This is a genomic window from Candidatus Manganitrophaceae bacterium (assembly GCA_016200325.1).
Taxonomy (GTDB): Bacteria; Nitrospirota; Nitrospiria; order SBBL01; family Manganitrophaceae; genus Manganitrophus.
This window is the reverse complement of record JACQEZ010000008.1, coordinates 110,686-124,927: the sequence shown is the minus strand read 5'-3', so window position 1 is coordinate 124,927 and position 14,242 is coordinate 110,686. Positions and strand designations below refer to the sequence as shown.

Below are 14,242 nucleotides of genomic sequence, written 5' to 3'. Positions count from 1 at the left end.
AGAAAGAAGAAGGAGAACGAATGTCCGGAAAGAGAGAACCCCTTCCGGTGCGAGGGCTCCGGCACCTGGCGCTGCGGGTGAGCAACATGGAGACGTCGCGCCGGTTTTATCAAGAGACCCTCGGCATGGAGGTTGTCTGGGCGCCTGATCGGGAGAATATTTATCTGAGCTTCGGCGCAGACAACCTCGCGCTGCATCAGACGCCGCCGGAAGGGATGTTTGCACCGGAGGCCGAACAGCGTCTCGATCATTTTGGATTGATCGCCGAGAATGAGGCGGCGGTCGATACGGCGTTTCAGCGGATGGAAGCGGCGGGCGTTCCGATCATCAAGCCGCTCAAGCGACATCGGGACGGAAGTTATTCATTCTACATGGCCGATCCGGACGGAAATGTGATTCAAGTCCTCTATGAGCCGCATATCAGCCGGCTTTTTTAAAGGGAATTTGTGAAGAAATTCTTTTTCTGTATTTTCTTCTCTTGACCTATCTTTAAAATCAGGATATATTTCCTCGATCCTTATGTGGTGGGAGGGTATCGGGGCCCCCTCCCGACTGAGTAGCGCATCAGTCTTGAGAGAAGATGTGTGGCCCGTTCGTGGTGACGGCCGAGGAGTTCGTGTCCCGGCGTGAACGTTGGATGAAGCGTACTTCTATCTGATAAGGAGGATGAACGTATGGCAAAAGCCATGACCAAGTCTCAGATCGCCGACCAGCTCTCGAAGAAAACCGGTCTTGCCAAAAAAGTGGCGGTTCAATTTCTGGATGAACTCGCATCGCTTGCATATCGGGAGGCAAAAAACAGCTTTACCCTCCCCGGCCTCGGGAAGCTTGTTCTTGTGAATCGCAAGGCGAGGATGGGACGCAACCCCCAGACAGGCGAGGCGATTAAGATACCGGCGAAGCGTGTGGTGAAGTTCCGCGTTGCAAAGGCGGCAAAGGACTCCATCCTGGGGAAGAAATAGGAATACGGAATTTCCTTCGATCCAATTTTGAAGGGATCTTTATAAAAGGGGCGCGGCATTGAAATACCGCGCCCCTTTTTATTTGAGGAATTTAAAATTCAGAATAGAAAGATCTAGAAAAAATGGACTGTAATAGAAGCGAAGATTATCCCTCCGCCTTGGCTTTCTGGACCGCCTCGGTCAGAAGCGGAAGAATTTCGAAGACATCGCCGACAATACCGTAATTGGCAAGTTTGAAGATCGGCGCATTCGGGTCTTTGTTGATTGCAACAATATATTTGGAAGAGGACATTCCCGCTTGATGCTGAATGGCCCCGGAGATGCCGCAGGCAATGTAGAGCAAGGGAGAGACGGTCTTCCCGGTCAAACCGACCTGATAGGCATGCGGTTTCCATCCGGCATCGACGGCGGCGCGAGAGGCGCCGACCGCCGCGCCGAGCGCTTCCGCGAGCGCTTCCACCAGCTTGAAGTTTTCCGGCGCTTTCAATCCCCGTCCTCCCGACACGATGATTTGGGCTTCGGTCAATTCTATTTTTGATCCGGCCGAGGCCAGAAGCTCCTTCACCTTGGCCGTTAACTGTGCGAGGTCGATCGATGGGGCCACCCGCTCGATCACCGGCTGGCGGGATCCATCGGGTGCGTTTGCGGGGAAGACATTCGGTCGGAGGGTCGCCACCTGAAAGGAGGCTTGCCGGCTGACGACCTTTGAGAGAAGTTTCCCGCCATAGATCGGCCGGGTTGCAGAAGCGATCCCTCCGGCGCCGACCTCCAGGGCAATACAATCTCCGATGAACGGGCCCTTTAGTTTGGCCGCCAGCTTGGGGCCGAGGTCTTTTCCCATTGCCGTTGCCCCCATCAAGAGGAGGGTGGCGTCGCTCCGTTTTGCAACATCGGCGACAATGGAAGCATATCCCTCTGAGGAGTAGAGCCGCAGCTCGGGCGCTTCCGCCAGGTAGACTTTGTCGGCGCCGCCGGCGGCGAGGGCTTTTGCCTCGGAGGCGACTTGATCGCCGATTAAAACGGCACCGACCTCCCCGCCCGCCTGGGTGATGAGCCGCTTGGCGGCGGCGAGCGCTTCCAAGCCGACCCGTTTGACCTTTCCTTCTCTTTGCTCCGCAAAGACCAAAATGCCTGGCATAATTCCTCCCCAAATAAAGGAGACAGAAGTCAGAATTCAGCTCTCCGACCGATAACGTTTTTCTTCTGACCCCCGACTTCCGTCTTCTTCTCTCTTCCGCCCCTTCTTCACGGTTCCTTAAATTTATCGAGCGTCGCCTCGATCTGATTCCGATTCAAGCAGTCTTTATAGTAAACGAATTCTTCTTTTAAAGTCTGCATGGTGGAGTGGTACCCGTATCGGAGGACCTGAACGCGGCTGTTGTAGCTGATCGCATGGTGCGCGAACATAAACGCCTCCGACGGCTTCGGTTGGGTCAGAATAAATTGCTTGGTCGGATGTTCGAAGATGTAGCGTTTCATCGCCAGGTACATCCGGGTCGAAGTGTTGACCCGCATCGCCTGATCATAAATATAGGAAAGCCCTTTGTCCTTGATTCCGACGCTCTGACCATCGGCCGAGAGCGAGGGGAGGCGGACATGGTTTCGATCGTTGACGATGTATTGAATCGGATTGATCACCCACATCATCTCGGCGCCGTGGTTCATCGCGATGTCCATATAGGCAACCCTTCCAACCCCGCCGTCGATATAATCTTTTCCGTTAATATGGACCGGCTGAAAAAGGATCGGCATGGCGGCGGAGGCGATGACGGCCTGAGAAATCGGAATGCCGGCAAACTCTCCTTCTCCGAACACATCATATCGGCCCAGATCGACGTCGACCGCGGGAATATAAAGCTCTTTCTTCAATTTCCGGAAATCATTGGTGTACCCCTCTTGGGAGAAGAAATTCGAGAGATAGAGATCAAAGTTTTTCAAGGTAAAGATCCCTGAAGGAAGGCTCTCCTGCAGGAGGTCTAAGAGATCCAAAATCGAAACGGGGCGACCGCTTCGGATGTAATATCGACCGATCTGATACAGGGATTTCAGGAACTTTTTGAGGATATGGAAGGTCTCTTGATAGCCGAAGCTGTAGATGTCCCGCCGGGCGAAGTTATACGGCGTTTTCCGATCGTTCTTAATATCCTCATAAATGGATCGAGGCCGGACGCCATTGGCAATGAGCGCGGCGACGGCGGCCCCGGCGCTGGTGCCGACATAAATATCGAAATCATTGACCGAGAAGCCGTCAAAGAAATCATCCAGCGCCGTCAAGCATCCGATTTCATACATCCAGCCGGGAATCCCCCCGCCGGCAAGGACAAGCGCCCGTTTTGCCCGTGGACTTTTCCCTTCTAACCCGGCCTGAGAATCGGGACCATTTTCTTGTATCATATGTTTTTACCAAAGCGACCGAGGTTAGAGAACTTTAACCTCTTCCCGCAGCAGCCGAATCAGCTCCGCCACCGCTTGGGCGGGCTCCCCTTCAATCACCTTCCCCGCCGAGCGAACGGCCGGAGATTCAATCCTCTCCACGATGAGCTTTGCTCCGCCGGCGCCGGCCTGGTTCGGATCGATGCCGAGATCGGCAAGCGACAGAACCGTCAGCGGCTTCTGCTTTGCCTTCATGATCCCCGGAAGCGAGGCATAGCGAGGCTCGTTCATCCCCTTCTGACAGGTGAAGATCGCGGGAAGCTTGACTTCAACGACCTCGATCGCCCCTTCAATCTGACGGTGGGCGACCGCCTGCTTTTTCTCGGCGTCGATTTCCAACCTGGCTACGGCGGCGACATGAGGGAGGCCCATCAGTTCGGCGACCTCGACCCCGACGGCGCCGAGGTCATCGTCAATCGCATGCTTTCCGAAAAAGATGACATCGTATGGATTCCGCTTCAACGCGGCGGCCAGAACGAGCGCCGTTGTATAAGTGTCTCCTCCTTCCAGCGCCGGATCTTTGATATGGATCGCTTGGTCGGCCCCGACCGCCAGACAATTCCGGAGTGCTTCGGCCGCCTTGTCGGGACCGGTGGTGATTGCGGTGACCTGGCCGACCTTCAGCCGCTCTTTGATTCGGAGCCCTTCTTCCAGACCGAATTCATCGTAAGGATTCACGATATAGGTGAGGCCGGTTCGATCGATATCTTTTCCGTCGGCGGAAGGTTTTACCTTCGACTCCGATGCCGGGACCTGCTTGATGCAGACTGCAATATTCATCCAATCTCCTTATAGACAGCTTGAATTCTATCCGACGGTTTCGACCGTTCCCTCGCGGTAGGGATCTGGAAATCCTTCCGGGAAAGCGCCGGGCGCCAGCGTCGCGATCTGAGGTCGTTTCGTCGGCCAGACAGACTCTTCCATCAGTCTCCCCTGATAAACCGGGCAAGCCGCCACGAGGCGCCGTTCAGTTAAATCAAGCGTCAGCGACGTGCATCCGGTCACCAGGCCGGTTCGAAAGCGTTGCGCGACGCGTGCCGCCAACGCAGCGGCCCGGTCCGATTCGGCGAAGAGGACGATCTCCGGCCGTTTTGTCTCGATCAGCGCGGCAATCTGTTCTGCTTCAGATGAAAGGTCTTCTGCGGGTGAAAGGGTGGAAGGGAGAGCGGTTTTGAGAACGAGGTCGGCGCCGTAGGAAAAGATCTCTTTTCCTTCATCCGAAGGAAACGGCTGGGGATAGACCATGACCCAGACGCCGAGTTGGTCCGCCAATTCTCTCCCCTTTCCAAAAAGTTCTCTTGACGCTGCGGTGAGCCGGCCTGATTCGGTCTCCGCAATAATCAAAATGTTCGTCCAGATAACCTCGTTCCTGATATCACTCATGAGTATATCACCTTCCGATCGGTCGTCAATTTCTCAGCGCATGGACCTTAAGTCTAGCCGCTCTCCGGCAGGAAAGAGCGTGTGCGCGCGATGCCGGAGGCAGCAGGGCCGACCTCCTCGGTGGCCAGGTTGAGATCGGCGGGGGTCCACTTCAACACCTCTCGCTTTGCGGCCTTCATGATTTTAATGGCATTGGCGATGCGGGGGGTGTTGCTGCCGGCGAGAACGGAGGCGAGAAGTGGAAGAGAGACCTTGAGGGGTCCCGGACGATCCTCGGTGGTGATCTGAAGACGTCCTTCGTTGAAGGTGATTCCGGAGACCGACACCACCGACGGGATCTTCATCTCCTCGGCGACGCGATGCCCGACGATGCCGGCGCCGGAGAGGGTTAAATCGGCCTTTAACTTGGAAACCGCCCGCGCAAGCGCGACGGCGACGGCGACATCATCCCCGCCTTGAAATGCGGGATCCGAGAGGAGGACCGCTTGGTCCGCCTCGAGTGCGAGGGTTTCTTTGAGAATCGATTCGCAGTCGGAGGGGGCCAGCATAAGGGTAGTGACCGTCACCTTCCCTGCGGCTGCATTCCATTGCCCCCCCTTCTCTCGGATTTGAAGGGCGAATTCGAGGGCATTTCGGTCGGAGGGATCCATGATTCGGGGCCCCTTTTCAAAGAGGGTTGCCTGGCTCTTGCTCAGGCTTGCTTTGCCGAGGTCCGGGATTGGATTAATGAGAACGACAATTTGAACAGCCATAGGCGGGGTCGGAGTCGCTCCTCAGAACCCTCCTTTTTTGATCACATCTTCTGCGATGACAAGCCGTTGAATTTCATTGGTCCCTTCGAAGATCCGGTTGATCCGAGAGTCGCGGTAGGCCCGTTCCACCGGGTGTTCTCCCATGAATCCATTGCCGCCGTGGATTTGGACCGCTTTGTCGACGATCCGGTCGAGCGCTTCAGTGCAGAACAGTTTACAGATCGCTCCTTCGCGCGGGATCTTTTTCCCCTGATCATACATCCAGGCGGTTCGATAAACGACCGACTCCATCAGATAGGTCTCCGCGCTCATCTCGGCGATCATGAACTGGATCGCTTGGAATTGGGCGATCGGCTGGCCGAAGGCGACCCGTTTCTTGGCGAAGTCGACCGACATGGCGATCATCTCCTTGGCGCCGCCAATGCAGCCTGCGGCCAGCGAGAGGCGCGACTCGTCCAGCGTCTGCATCGCGATGACGAACCCTTTTCCAATTTCTCCCAGGATGTTCTCTTTCGGAACCCGAACCTCCTGGAAAACCAGCTCCGCCGTCGCCGAGCCGCGCAGCCCCATTTTGTCCTCGATCCGATGGGCGGAGAATCCCGGCGTGTTTGTCTCGACGATGAAGGCGGTGATTCCTCCGCGGGCTTTCAGCGCCGGATCGGTGACGGCGTAGACGACGACGATGTCGGCGATGTCGCCGTTGGTGATCCAGAGCTTCGTTCCGTTCAAAATATAATGATCTCCGTCGCGCTTGGCGGAAAGCTGGATATTCGCCGCATCGGAGCCGGCGCCCGGCTCGGTGAGAGCGTAGGCGCCCATCTTTTGTCCCTGCGCCAGCGGGACGAGATATTTTTGCTTTTGCTCTTCGGTCCCACCCAAAAAGATGGAGGTTCCGGCGAGGCCGATATGGGCGCCGAAGGTGACCGTCGTCGAGGCGCAGCCGTGCGAGAGTTCTTCCAGAAGGATGCAGTAGCCCATCTCACCGAATCCGGCGCCGCCATATTGCTCCGGAAAAGGAATTCCGCAGAGTCCGAGCTCCGCCCCTTTTTTGAAGATCTCTTTGACCAGGTCGACGTTGTGCTCTTTATCGATCCGCTGCGCGATCGGTTTGATCTCGTTGTCGGTAAACTTCCGAACCATATCGCGGAGCATCACCTGTTCTTCGGTAAAGTTGAATTCCATTTCTCCTCCAGTGGAAGGATTGGCAATCTGTTGTCATTCCTATTTGTCTTGGAATTTGGGCTGGCGTTTTTCGAGAAAGGCCGAGATCCCTTCCTTCATATCGCTTGTCTCACAGATCTGCCCGAAGAGGTTCGCCTCCAAGGCGAGCCCTTGCGAGAGCGGTTGCGTAAGCCCCTCCTGAATGGCGACCATCGCCGCCGCAACGGCCTTTTTCCCCTTCGACGCAATCTTTTTGGCGAGTCCCACCGCCTGTTTCAACACTTCTCCCTCCGGAACGACTTTGTTCACCAGCCCAAGCGCTTTTGCCTCCTGGGCGTTAATCATGTCGCCGGTGAGGATGATTTCAATCGCTTTCGCCCGTCCCACGAGCCGCGTGAGGCGTTGCGTTCCTCCGAACCCCGGGATGATTCCCAAGTTAATCTCCGGCTGGCCCATCCGCGCCCGATCGCCGGCGATCCGCATATGACATGCCATCGCCAGCTCCATTCCCCCGCCCAGACAGAAGCCGGTGATGGCGGCGATGACCGGCTTTTGCATCTGCTCAATCTTGTTGAAAACGCCCTGGCCCATCAGCGCCAGCGCCTCCCCCTTCTGAGATGAGGAGATGGAGGCGATCTCCTTGATGTCGGCTCCTGCGACGAAGAGGGTTCCCGACCCGTTTAGAATGAGAACTTTCACCTCCTCATTTTCGGACAGCTCGCCGATGACCTTATCCAATTCGGTCATCAGTGGAATCGTCAGAACGTTCGCCGGAGGATTGCTGAGGGTCACTGTCGCAACACGATCTTCTACGGTGTAATTGACGAACTGGTTCGCCAAGGTCTCCTCCTATTTTTAAGTGGGGGCCCATCCGGCCAGTGACAAAGAAAGGGTCCTCCGATGCCCCCACACCCCGCGGCTCGGACAGGCACCGCCTGATCCTCGCCTTTGTTGTTCTCGAATCTGGAGTTCAAAAAGTCCGATTCCTAAAAAAAGTCTGAAAGGACCGTCCAACCCGCGCTCGCTCTGGCAGAGCCCATCGCTCGTTCCTGCTAGTAAGTGAAAAACCCCTTTCCTGTTTTTACGCCGAGGTAGCCGCCCATTGCCATTCGCTTGAGCATCGGCGCCGGCCAGAAGCGCGGTCCGAGTTCCTTTGTCAGCGCTTGCAATTCGGAGAGGACAACGTCGATTCCGATCTGATCGGCGTAATGCAGCGGTCCTCCCTTGGCCTGCGGAAAGCCGGTTCCCGCCATCATGGCGATATCGATGTCGCCCGCCGTTGCCACCCCTTCTTGCAAGGAGATCACCGCTTCATTGATCATCGGCATGATCAACCGGTTGACCGAAAAGCGGGTCCCCTTTTTTCCGGTCTGCTTCTGAATTTTCGAGACGATTCCTTCCAGGTCCCCTTTCTTTTCCTCGCTATACTGGTAGAACCCTGCGCCTCCTTTGGTTCCATACCGGCCTGTTTGATATAATTCCTTCAGAATCTCGGCTGGGGTCACGCGCGGACCGTAGGCGTCATACAAGATGTCTGCGACCTTTACAGCGACATCGATTCCAATCAGGTCGGAAAGGGTGAAGGGGCCCATCGGCATGCCGAAAGCGACGATCGCCTCGTCGATTTCCTTCGCCGGCGCCGATCCCTCCTGCAGCGCCAGCGCCGCTTCGTTCAAATAGGGCATGAGGAGACGATTGACCAAAAAGCCGGCGCACTCTTGGACCCGGATCGGAATCTTTCGGAGGCTCTCGGTAAAAGCGACCACATCGTCGATCGTATCTTGCGACGTGCCGAGTCCGGGGATCACTTCCACGAGCTTCATCGCCGGGGCGGGATTAAAGAAGTGCATCCCGATCACCTTCTCCGGCTTCTTTGTCGCGGCCGCGATCGCCGAGATCGGCAGTGAGGAGGTATTGCTGGCGAAGATCGTGCTCTCGGGACAATTCTTCTCCAATTCTTGGAAGAGCTTTCGTTTTACGTCGAGGTCTTCGAAGATCGCTTCAATGACGATATCGACGTCGGAGAATCCGGAATAGTCGGTGGCGCCGGTGACGAGCATCATTTTCTGATCGAGCTCAGAGGCGGTCATCTTCCCCTTGTCAACCCGGCTTTGATATATTTTTCGGATTTCGTTCACTCCTTTGTCGACCGACTTTTGATCGACATCTTTCAAAATAACCGGAAGCCCGGAGTAACTGATTACCTGAGCGATCCCCGATCCCATAATTCCCGCGCCGATCACCGCTGCTTTGTAGATGTACATGAGTGCACTCCGAAATGAAGGTGTCCGTTTTTCAGCTCAACGAGGTTCCGTTTTCGGCTGACGGCTGAAAGCGGATCGCTGTCTTCTTATTTTCTCTCCAGCACCATGGCCGAGCCGATTCCGCCGCCGACGCAGAGGGAGGCGACGCCGAGGGAGAGATTCCGGCGCTTCATCTCCTTCAGAACGGTAATGATCAGCCGCGTGCCGCTCATCCCGACCGGATGTCCGAGCGCAATCGCTCCGCCGTTGACGTTCGTAATCTCCCGTTTCAGGCCGAGCGCCCGCTCGACCGCGAGGTATTGGATCGCGAAGGCTTCATTCACCTCGACCAGTTGAATGTCCGAGAGGGAGAGATTTGCTTTTTTGAGCGCCTTCGGAATGGCGAGCGCCGGACCGATTCCCATCCGCTCCGGCTCGACGCCGACGGAAGCATACGACCGGATATAGCCAAGCGGTTCCAATTTGAGTTCTTGCGCCTTCTCCTTTGACATGATTAACAGGGCTGCCGCACCGTCGCTGATCGGACAGGCGTTGCCGGGTGTCACCGTTCCTCCCTCTTTAAAGATCGTCGGGTAGAGAGAGAGCATCTGCTCGCTGAGGGCGACGTTGATCCCTTCGTCTTGTGCAAAAAGCTCCGGCGTGACCTCTTTGCCGGCGACCCTCTTCGGAATCGAGACCGGGACGATCTCTTCCTTGAATCTTCCTTCGCGGGTAGCACGGAAGGCCTTCTTATGGCTCTCCACGGCGTATTTGTCTTGCTCTTGCCGGGAGATTTTGAATTCTTCGGCGAGGTTCTCCGCGGTATGGCCCATGATCTGTCCGCAGAAGCCGTCGGTCAAGCCTTCCCAGATCGAGTCGATCATCATCGAGTGTTTCAGCCGATGGCCAAAGCGCATATCGCGCGAGACGAACGGCGCCAAACTCATGTTCTCCACCCCGCCGGCGATCTGGATGTCGGCGTCATCGGAGAGAATGTTCTGACAGGCATTGACCACCGCCTGCAGTCCGGAAGCGCAATTTCGTGCGACGGTGTAGGCTGGTGTCGTAATCGGGATACCGGCCATGAGGCCAATGACACGGGCCAGATTGGTCGCGTCACTGTATTGGCCGACGCAGCCGAAAATCACCTCCTCGATGCGGGCCGGGTCGACGTGGGTCCGCTTCAATACTTCTCGAACGACCAACTCCCCCATTTTTTGGTTTGTGATTTCTTTTAGCGCCCCGCCGAGATTTCCGATCGGTGTTCGGACGCCGTCAATAATGGCGATCTCTTTCATTTGGACTCCTTCGCATTCAGTGTCCCGCCCTGTAATTTTTTTGTCTCTTCGTCGATTAAAATTCGCCGAAGGACTTTACCAATAATCGTCTTCGGAAGCTCTTCCCGGAATTCGATCTCTTGAGGAACTTTAAATTTGGAAAGCTCGATCCGGCAGAATTTGAGAATCTCTTCAGCGGTGGCGCGCTCCCCTTCTTTAAGAACCAGATAGGCTTTGATCCGCTCTCCGGCGAAGGGATCGGGAAGTCCGACGACCACTGCTTCTTTCACTTTCGGATGTCGAAAGAGGACCTCTTCAACCTCGCGCGGGTAGACATTCTCCCCCCTGCTCTTAATCATATCCTTTTTTCGGTCGACGATAAAGAAGTAGCCCTCTTCATCCATCGTCGCCATGTCGCCGGTATGGAGCCATCCGTTTCGCAGAACTGCGGCCGATTCCTCCGGCTTCTTCCAATATCCCTGCATCACCTGGGGACCTCGGACGACCAACTCTCCGACCTCTCCGACCGAGAGCGTTTTCGTGCCGGTTTCGAGGTCGACCACTTTCGCATCGGTATCTGGGAAGGGCAATCCGATGCTTCCCTCTTTGCGCTTGCCGTGAATGGGGTTTGCGTGGGTCACCGGCGATGCTTCCGAGAGGCCGTATCCTTCTACGAGTTTTCCGCCGGTTAAACTCTCGAATTGTCGCTGAACCTCAACATGGAGCGGACCGGCTCCGGAGATGCAGACCCGAATCGAGGAGAGGTCGTATTCCTTTACTTTCGAAAAATTGTTGATGGCGACATACATTGCTTGGACACCCATGAAGATTGTTGCGCGTGTTTTTTGAATGGTATGGAGGACATCTTTTGTGATGAATCGTGGGAGCAGAACCAGCGTCGTTCCAAGATAAATCGACAAGTTCATACAGGCCGACATCCCATAGACATGAAAGAACGGAATAACGGCGAGCAGAACCTCATTCCCCTCTCTGAGGATCGGCATCCAGTGACGACACTGCACCGTATTGGCAACCAGATTCTGATGAGTCAGCATGACCCCCTTCGGAATCCCGGTCGTTCCGCCGGTGTATTGGAGCAGCGCTAAGTCTGTTGCGGAGACAGGAACTTCCGGTGGGGTCGAGGAAGCCTGATCCATCATCTTCATCATATCGTATATCGGAGGGCGCTTTTCGATATGAATCCATTGGCCCTCTTTTCGTGCCTTGATCGGATAGAGGAGGCTCAACAGCCAAGGGAGCTTGTCGCGAACGGAGGTTAAAATGATATTTTTGAGCGCGGTCTTTTTGCAGATCCTCTCAATGCGTGGATAGAAAAAATCGAGTGCAACGATGGTCTCAGCCCCTGAATCGGAGAGCTGAATCTCGAGCTCGCGCTCCACATAAAGCGGATTTGTCATGACAACCAAGGCGCCAACCTTCAGCGCGCCATAATAAGCGATGACGCACTGCGGAAGGTTCGGCAGCATGACCGCAACGCGGTCTCCCTTTCGAACGCCGAGCTTGAGGAGCGCCTGTGCGAAGCGATTGGTTTCCGCGTCGAGCTCGCGATAGGTCATCCCCTTTCCATAAAAGAGGACGGCGTTTTGTTCCGGATGTTTTTGTGCCGAATCGATTAAGAGTTGATGAAGGGGGACCGGTGGGTACTGCAAGTGCGGGGGAACAGCAGATTCATAATACTTCAACCAAGGGCGATCCATGGCCCAGCCTCTTTCGCCGATGATATTGTGAGGGGAGAAGTAACTGTTTCATTCGAATAATTCATAACTTGTAGAACGACAACAATGATTAAAACTTTACCCGATTGCCGAATGGATGTCAAGGCAACGAGGAGAGCCGAGAGGCTCTCCTCGACTTAGGAAAATAGAGGGTGAAGGTAAGGTTTACTGAAGCCGTTTTACATACAGTTGAGAATTGGTTGAATTACTTTGTTGACACAAATTAGTTGCACAGGCGCCTGTCTCTACCCATGCAACATAGGGGGTACCGGCTGAAAAAGCGATAGCTGAGCTCATCGATGCGGCTGAGCCTGCGCCTCCCGTCATATTCAACGGACCGCTTCCTTCGGTAATCCACTGAGTCCCATTCCATCGCTTTACAAAGAGGAAAGGAGGATTAGTGGGAGAGGTGGACGTGGTATCCGCATAAACGAGATAAGGAACCTGAGTTGATGTAGCTGTTCCCTTTACCGGCGTGTTCGACGCAGACTGCGCCGAACTCGATATAACCTCCGCAGAGCCAAAACCGCCGCCGGTATCTTTTCGAAGATAGACTTTTCCGGGTTCATGCCAGGCTAGGTGCAAAATGCCATTGATATATGCAAGCGATGGATTGTTTGGGTTGGATGGGTCAATAGGACCCCCAAATTTCAGTGAGGTCGGGTTTGATGGAGTCCATACGGAAGGATTGGACGAATCCCAGGTCTTTACGTAAAGTTGGCAATCAGGTGTATTGGCCACACATTCCGACCAAGCTGCTTTGACGGTCGTACCACTGACTGCGATTGAGGGATTGGACCCTTCGGCCGCAGCAGAAGCGCCGAACCTATCTTGATTCACATTGAGGCTGGCGCCGTCTAAAATCCAATTTTGTCCGGCCAGATGTTTGACATAAATTTGAGTTATTCCAGATATGTCTTTTTCCGCCCAGATAACATAAGGAGTATTATCGGCTGTGAAGGCGATCATGCTTTTTTCAGCTTTGTTGGTGCTGATTGTATCTCCAATAGGAGAGCTCCATGTGCTGCTGATGTTCTTCTTAACGAGGACATTACAGTTGCTCCCAGCACATTCAATATATGTAAGATACAATCCAGGCGGTGAAGCGTTATCTAACGCCAGGGACGGATTTTGTCCGGTAGTGCCAGCACTGTTTATTGAAACAGGCGTCGACCATTTGGTAGTCTCATTAAAGGAACGAACATAAACATTCGACGCTTCCTGCCATGCTACAAAAGGGGTACTTCCGGCAATAGCAATGGAGGGACTGGTGGCATCTTTGTCGCAGGTCTTAGTCAGAGTACCCGTACAGATCGCATTGAGACTTCCTCCGAGCGAGACAAAGTTTCCGGGAGTGGTTGCAGATTTCTGGGCTGTGTTGCTGTCAATGAGATCCACGAGATCTTTTGCCCGGACCGTAAAGTAATACAGTGTATTGCTGGTTAATCCGGTCACTCCATAAGTGAGCGTTCCGGCTGTACCTTCATAAAGGACAACACTGCTTCCTGTCTGGGGGAAAGGATCGGTATTGCAGGCGGTTGAAGAGGTCGATTGACAGATGAGATACCGGATTTGATTTGTCGGGGTTGCATTATCGGTAGCGGCATTCCATGAGAGCGAGATGGAGGTGGTGCTCGTTGCCTGAGCGACCAGTTGCGGATCATTTCCAGAAAAAGAAGGTGGAATACTGTCAATCGCGGCTCCGGTGCTGAATGACCACTGATAAAGATCGGTCATTTTATTCCCTGCCAGATCCTCAATGTTTGTTGTAAGTGTTACGGAATAAGTTGTATTGATGTTTAGGTTAGAATCAGGTTTAAAGGTGACGGTCTTTGTGTCAGGAATGTAACTGATCGTTCCGGAAACGGATGCCACTCCCGACGTTCCGAGTATTTTGACAATGAAGTTATTTGAGAAGGTATTTGAATCAATCGCCTCACTGAAGGTGGCCGTAATGATTGAATTGGGCGCAACCTGTGTGTCTCCATTGGCCGGCGCGGTTGAGGAAACGGTCGGAGATGTTGTGTCAGTGTTGGGGACTTGGGTTGATTCGGATTTGCGTCCGCCTCCCCCACCACAGTTTATCACGATCATAGTCAAAGCAATGGTCAGACACCATTGGACTATTTTAAATGGATAATTTCGTTTCCTCACAAAATCCTCCGCCGGAATAAAAGGAAGCTTGTTTTAGGTTACCACAGGCGGGGTCTTTGTCAACTTTTGTGAGTTCGCTAATTAAAAGAGGAAATGAAAAATAGTTATTTCGGCTCGTTTCTTCTTAATCCCCTCAACCGA

13 protein-coding genes are annotated in these 14,242 nt (G+C 54.3%); 2 read left to right on the top strand and 11 right to left on the bottom strand.

Annotated features, from left to right (window positions below; all coding sequences use genetic code 11):
• Positions 1–20: 20 nt before the first annotated feature.
• Together HY282_06405 and HY282_06400 are read left to right on the top strand one after the other, a co-directional pair.
• Entirely contained in the window at positions 21–437 is a 417-nt protein-coding gene (locus tag HY282_06405) for a VOC family protein (GenBank protein ID MBI3803378.1), read from the top strand.
• A gap of 237 nt (positions 438–674) precedes the next feature.
• Positions 675–962 carry an HU family DNA-binding protein gene (locus HY282_06400; GenBank protein ID MBI3803377.1) on the top strand — a complete coding sequence of 96 codons (288 nt, stop codon included), beginning with the start codon at positions 675–677 and terminating at the stop codon, positions 960–962.
• A gap of 145 nt (positions 963–1,107) precedes the next feature.
• Here the strand turns inward: HY282_06400 and HY282_06395 are convergent, their stop codons facing one another.
• The 11 genes from HY282_06395 to HY282_06345 form a co-directional block, all read right to left on the bottom strand.
• On the bottom strand, positions 1,108–2,103 hold the full coding sequence (locus tag HY282_06395; GenBank protein MBI3803376.1) for an electron transfer flavoprotein subunit alpha/FixB family protein: 996 nt from the start codon (positions 2,101–2,103) through the stop codon (positions 1,108–1,110).
• 104 nt (positions 2,104–2,207) lie between these two features.
• Positions 2,208–3,356: a patatin-like phospholipase family protein gene (locus HY282_06390; protein MBI3803375.1), complete on the bottom strand. Its 1,149-nt coding sequence runs from the start codon at positions 3,354–3,356 to the stop codon at positions 2,208–2,210.
• Between the two features lie 24 nt (positions 3,357–3,380).
• A complete protein-coding gene (locus HY282_06385; protein MBI3803374.1) occupies positions 3,381–4,175 on the bottom strand; it encodes an electron transfer flavoprotein subunit beta/FixA family protein in 795 nt (264 codons plus the stop codon).
• A gap of 27 nt (positions 4,176–4,202) precedes the next feature.
• The gene (locus tag HY282_06380; GenBank protein MBI3803373.1) at positions 4,203–4,778 is read right to left on the bottom strand and encodes a hypothetical protein; all 576 of its coding nucleotides are present in this window, start codon (positions 4,776–4,778) and stop codon (positions 4,203–4,205) included.
• A 53-nt stretch (positions 4,779–4,831) separates the two neighbouring features.
• The gene (locus HY282_06375) at positions 4,832–5,530 is read right to left on the bottom strand and encodes a hypothetical protein (GenBank protein ID MBI3803372.1); all 699 of its coding nucleotides are present in this window, start codon (positions 5,528–5,530) and stop codon (positions 4,832–4,834) included.
• A gap of 21 nt (positions 5,531–5,551) precedes the next feature.
• A complete protein-coding gene (locus HY282_06370) occupies positions 5,552–6,712 on the bottom strand; it encodes an acyl-CoA dehydrogenase family protein (GenBank protein ID MBI3803371.1) in 1,161 nt (386 codons plus the stop codon).
• Between the two features lie 39 nt (positions 6,713–6,751).
• Entirely contained in the window at positions 6,752–7,531 is a 780-nt protein-coding gene (locus HY282_06365) for an enoyl-CoA hydratase (protein MBI3803370.1), read from the bottom strand.
• Between the two features lie 212 nt (positions 7,532–7,743).
• On the bottom strand, positions 7,744–8,955 hold the full coding sequence (locus tag HY282_06360) for a hypothetical protein (GenBank protein MBI3803369.1): 1,212 nt from the start codon (positions 8,953–8,955) through the stop codon (positions 7,744–7,746).
• Positions 8,956–9,041: 86 nt separating this feature from the next.
• A complete protein-coding gene (locus tag HY282_06355) occupies positions 9,042–10,232 on the bottom strand; it encodes a thiolase family protein (protein ID MBI3803368.1) in 1,191 nt (396 codons plus the stop codon).
• Positions 10,229–11,929 carry a long-chain fatty acid--CoA ligase gene (locus HY282_06350; protein ID MBI3803367.1) on the bottom strand — a complete coding sequence of 567 codons (1,701 nt, stop codon included), beginning with the start codon at positions 11,927–11,929 and terminating at the stop codon, positions 10,229–10,231. The genes HY282_06355 and HY282_06350 overlap by 4 nt, the downstream gene beginning before the upstream one ends.
• A 183-nt stretch (positions 11,930–12,112) precedes the next feature.
• Positions 12,113–14,101, bottom strand: coding sequence for an Ig-like domain-containing protein (locus HY282_06345; GenBank protein ID MBI3803366.1), 1,989 nt, complete (start codon positions 14,099–14,101; stop codon positions 12,113–12,115).
• Positions 14,102–14,242 lie beyond the last annotated feature (141 nt).

Excerpts from the sequence above, each read along its gene's own strand:
- HY282_06405 (MBI3803378.1), top strand. The coding sequence starts at position 21 with ATGTCCGGAAAGAGAGAACCCCTTCCGGTGCGAGGGCTCCGGCACCTG.
- HY282_06400 (MBI3803377.1), top strand. The coding sequence starts at position 675 with ATGGCAAAAGCCATGACCAAGTCTCAGATCGCCGACCAGCTCTCGAAG.
- HY282_06390 (MBI3803375.1), bottom strand. The coding sequence starts at position 3,356 with ATGATACAAGAAAATGGTCCCGATTCTCAGGCCGGGTTAGAAGGGAAA.
- HY282_06385 (MBI3803374.1), bottom strand. The coding sequence starts at position 4,175 with ATGAATATTGCAGTCTGCATCAAGCAGGTCCCGGCATCGGAGTCGAAG.
- HY282_06380 (MBI3803373.1), bottom strand. The coding sequence starts at position 4,778 with ATGAGTGATATCAGGAACGAGGTTATCTGGACGAACATTTTGATTATT.
- HY282_06375 (MBI3803372.1), bottom strand. The coding sequence starts at position 5,530 with ATGGCTGTTCAAATTGTCGTTCTCATTAATCCAATCCCGGACCTCGGC.
- HY282_06370 (MBI3803371.1), bottom strand. The coding sequence starts at position 6,712 with ATGGAATTCAACTTTACCGAAGAACAGGTGATGCTCCGCGATATGGTT.
- HY282_06360 (MBI3803369.1), bottom strand. The coding sequence starts at position 8,955 with ATGTACATCTACAAAGCAGCGGTGATCGGCGCGGGAATTATGGGATCG.
- HY282_06355 (MBI3803368.1), bottom strand. The coding sequence starts at position 10,232 with ATGAAAGAGATCGCCATTATTGACGGCGTCCGAACACCGATCGGAAAT.
- HY282_06350 (MBI3803367.1), bottom strand. The coding sequence starts at position 11,929 with ATGGATCGCCCTTGGTTGAAGTATTATGAATCTGCTGTTCCCCCGCAC.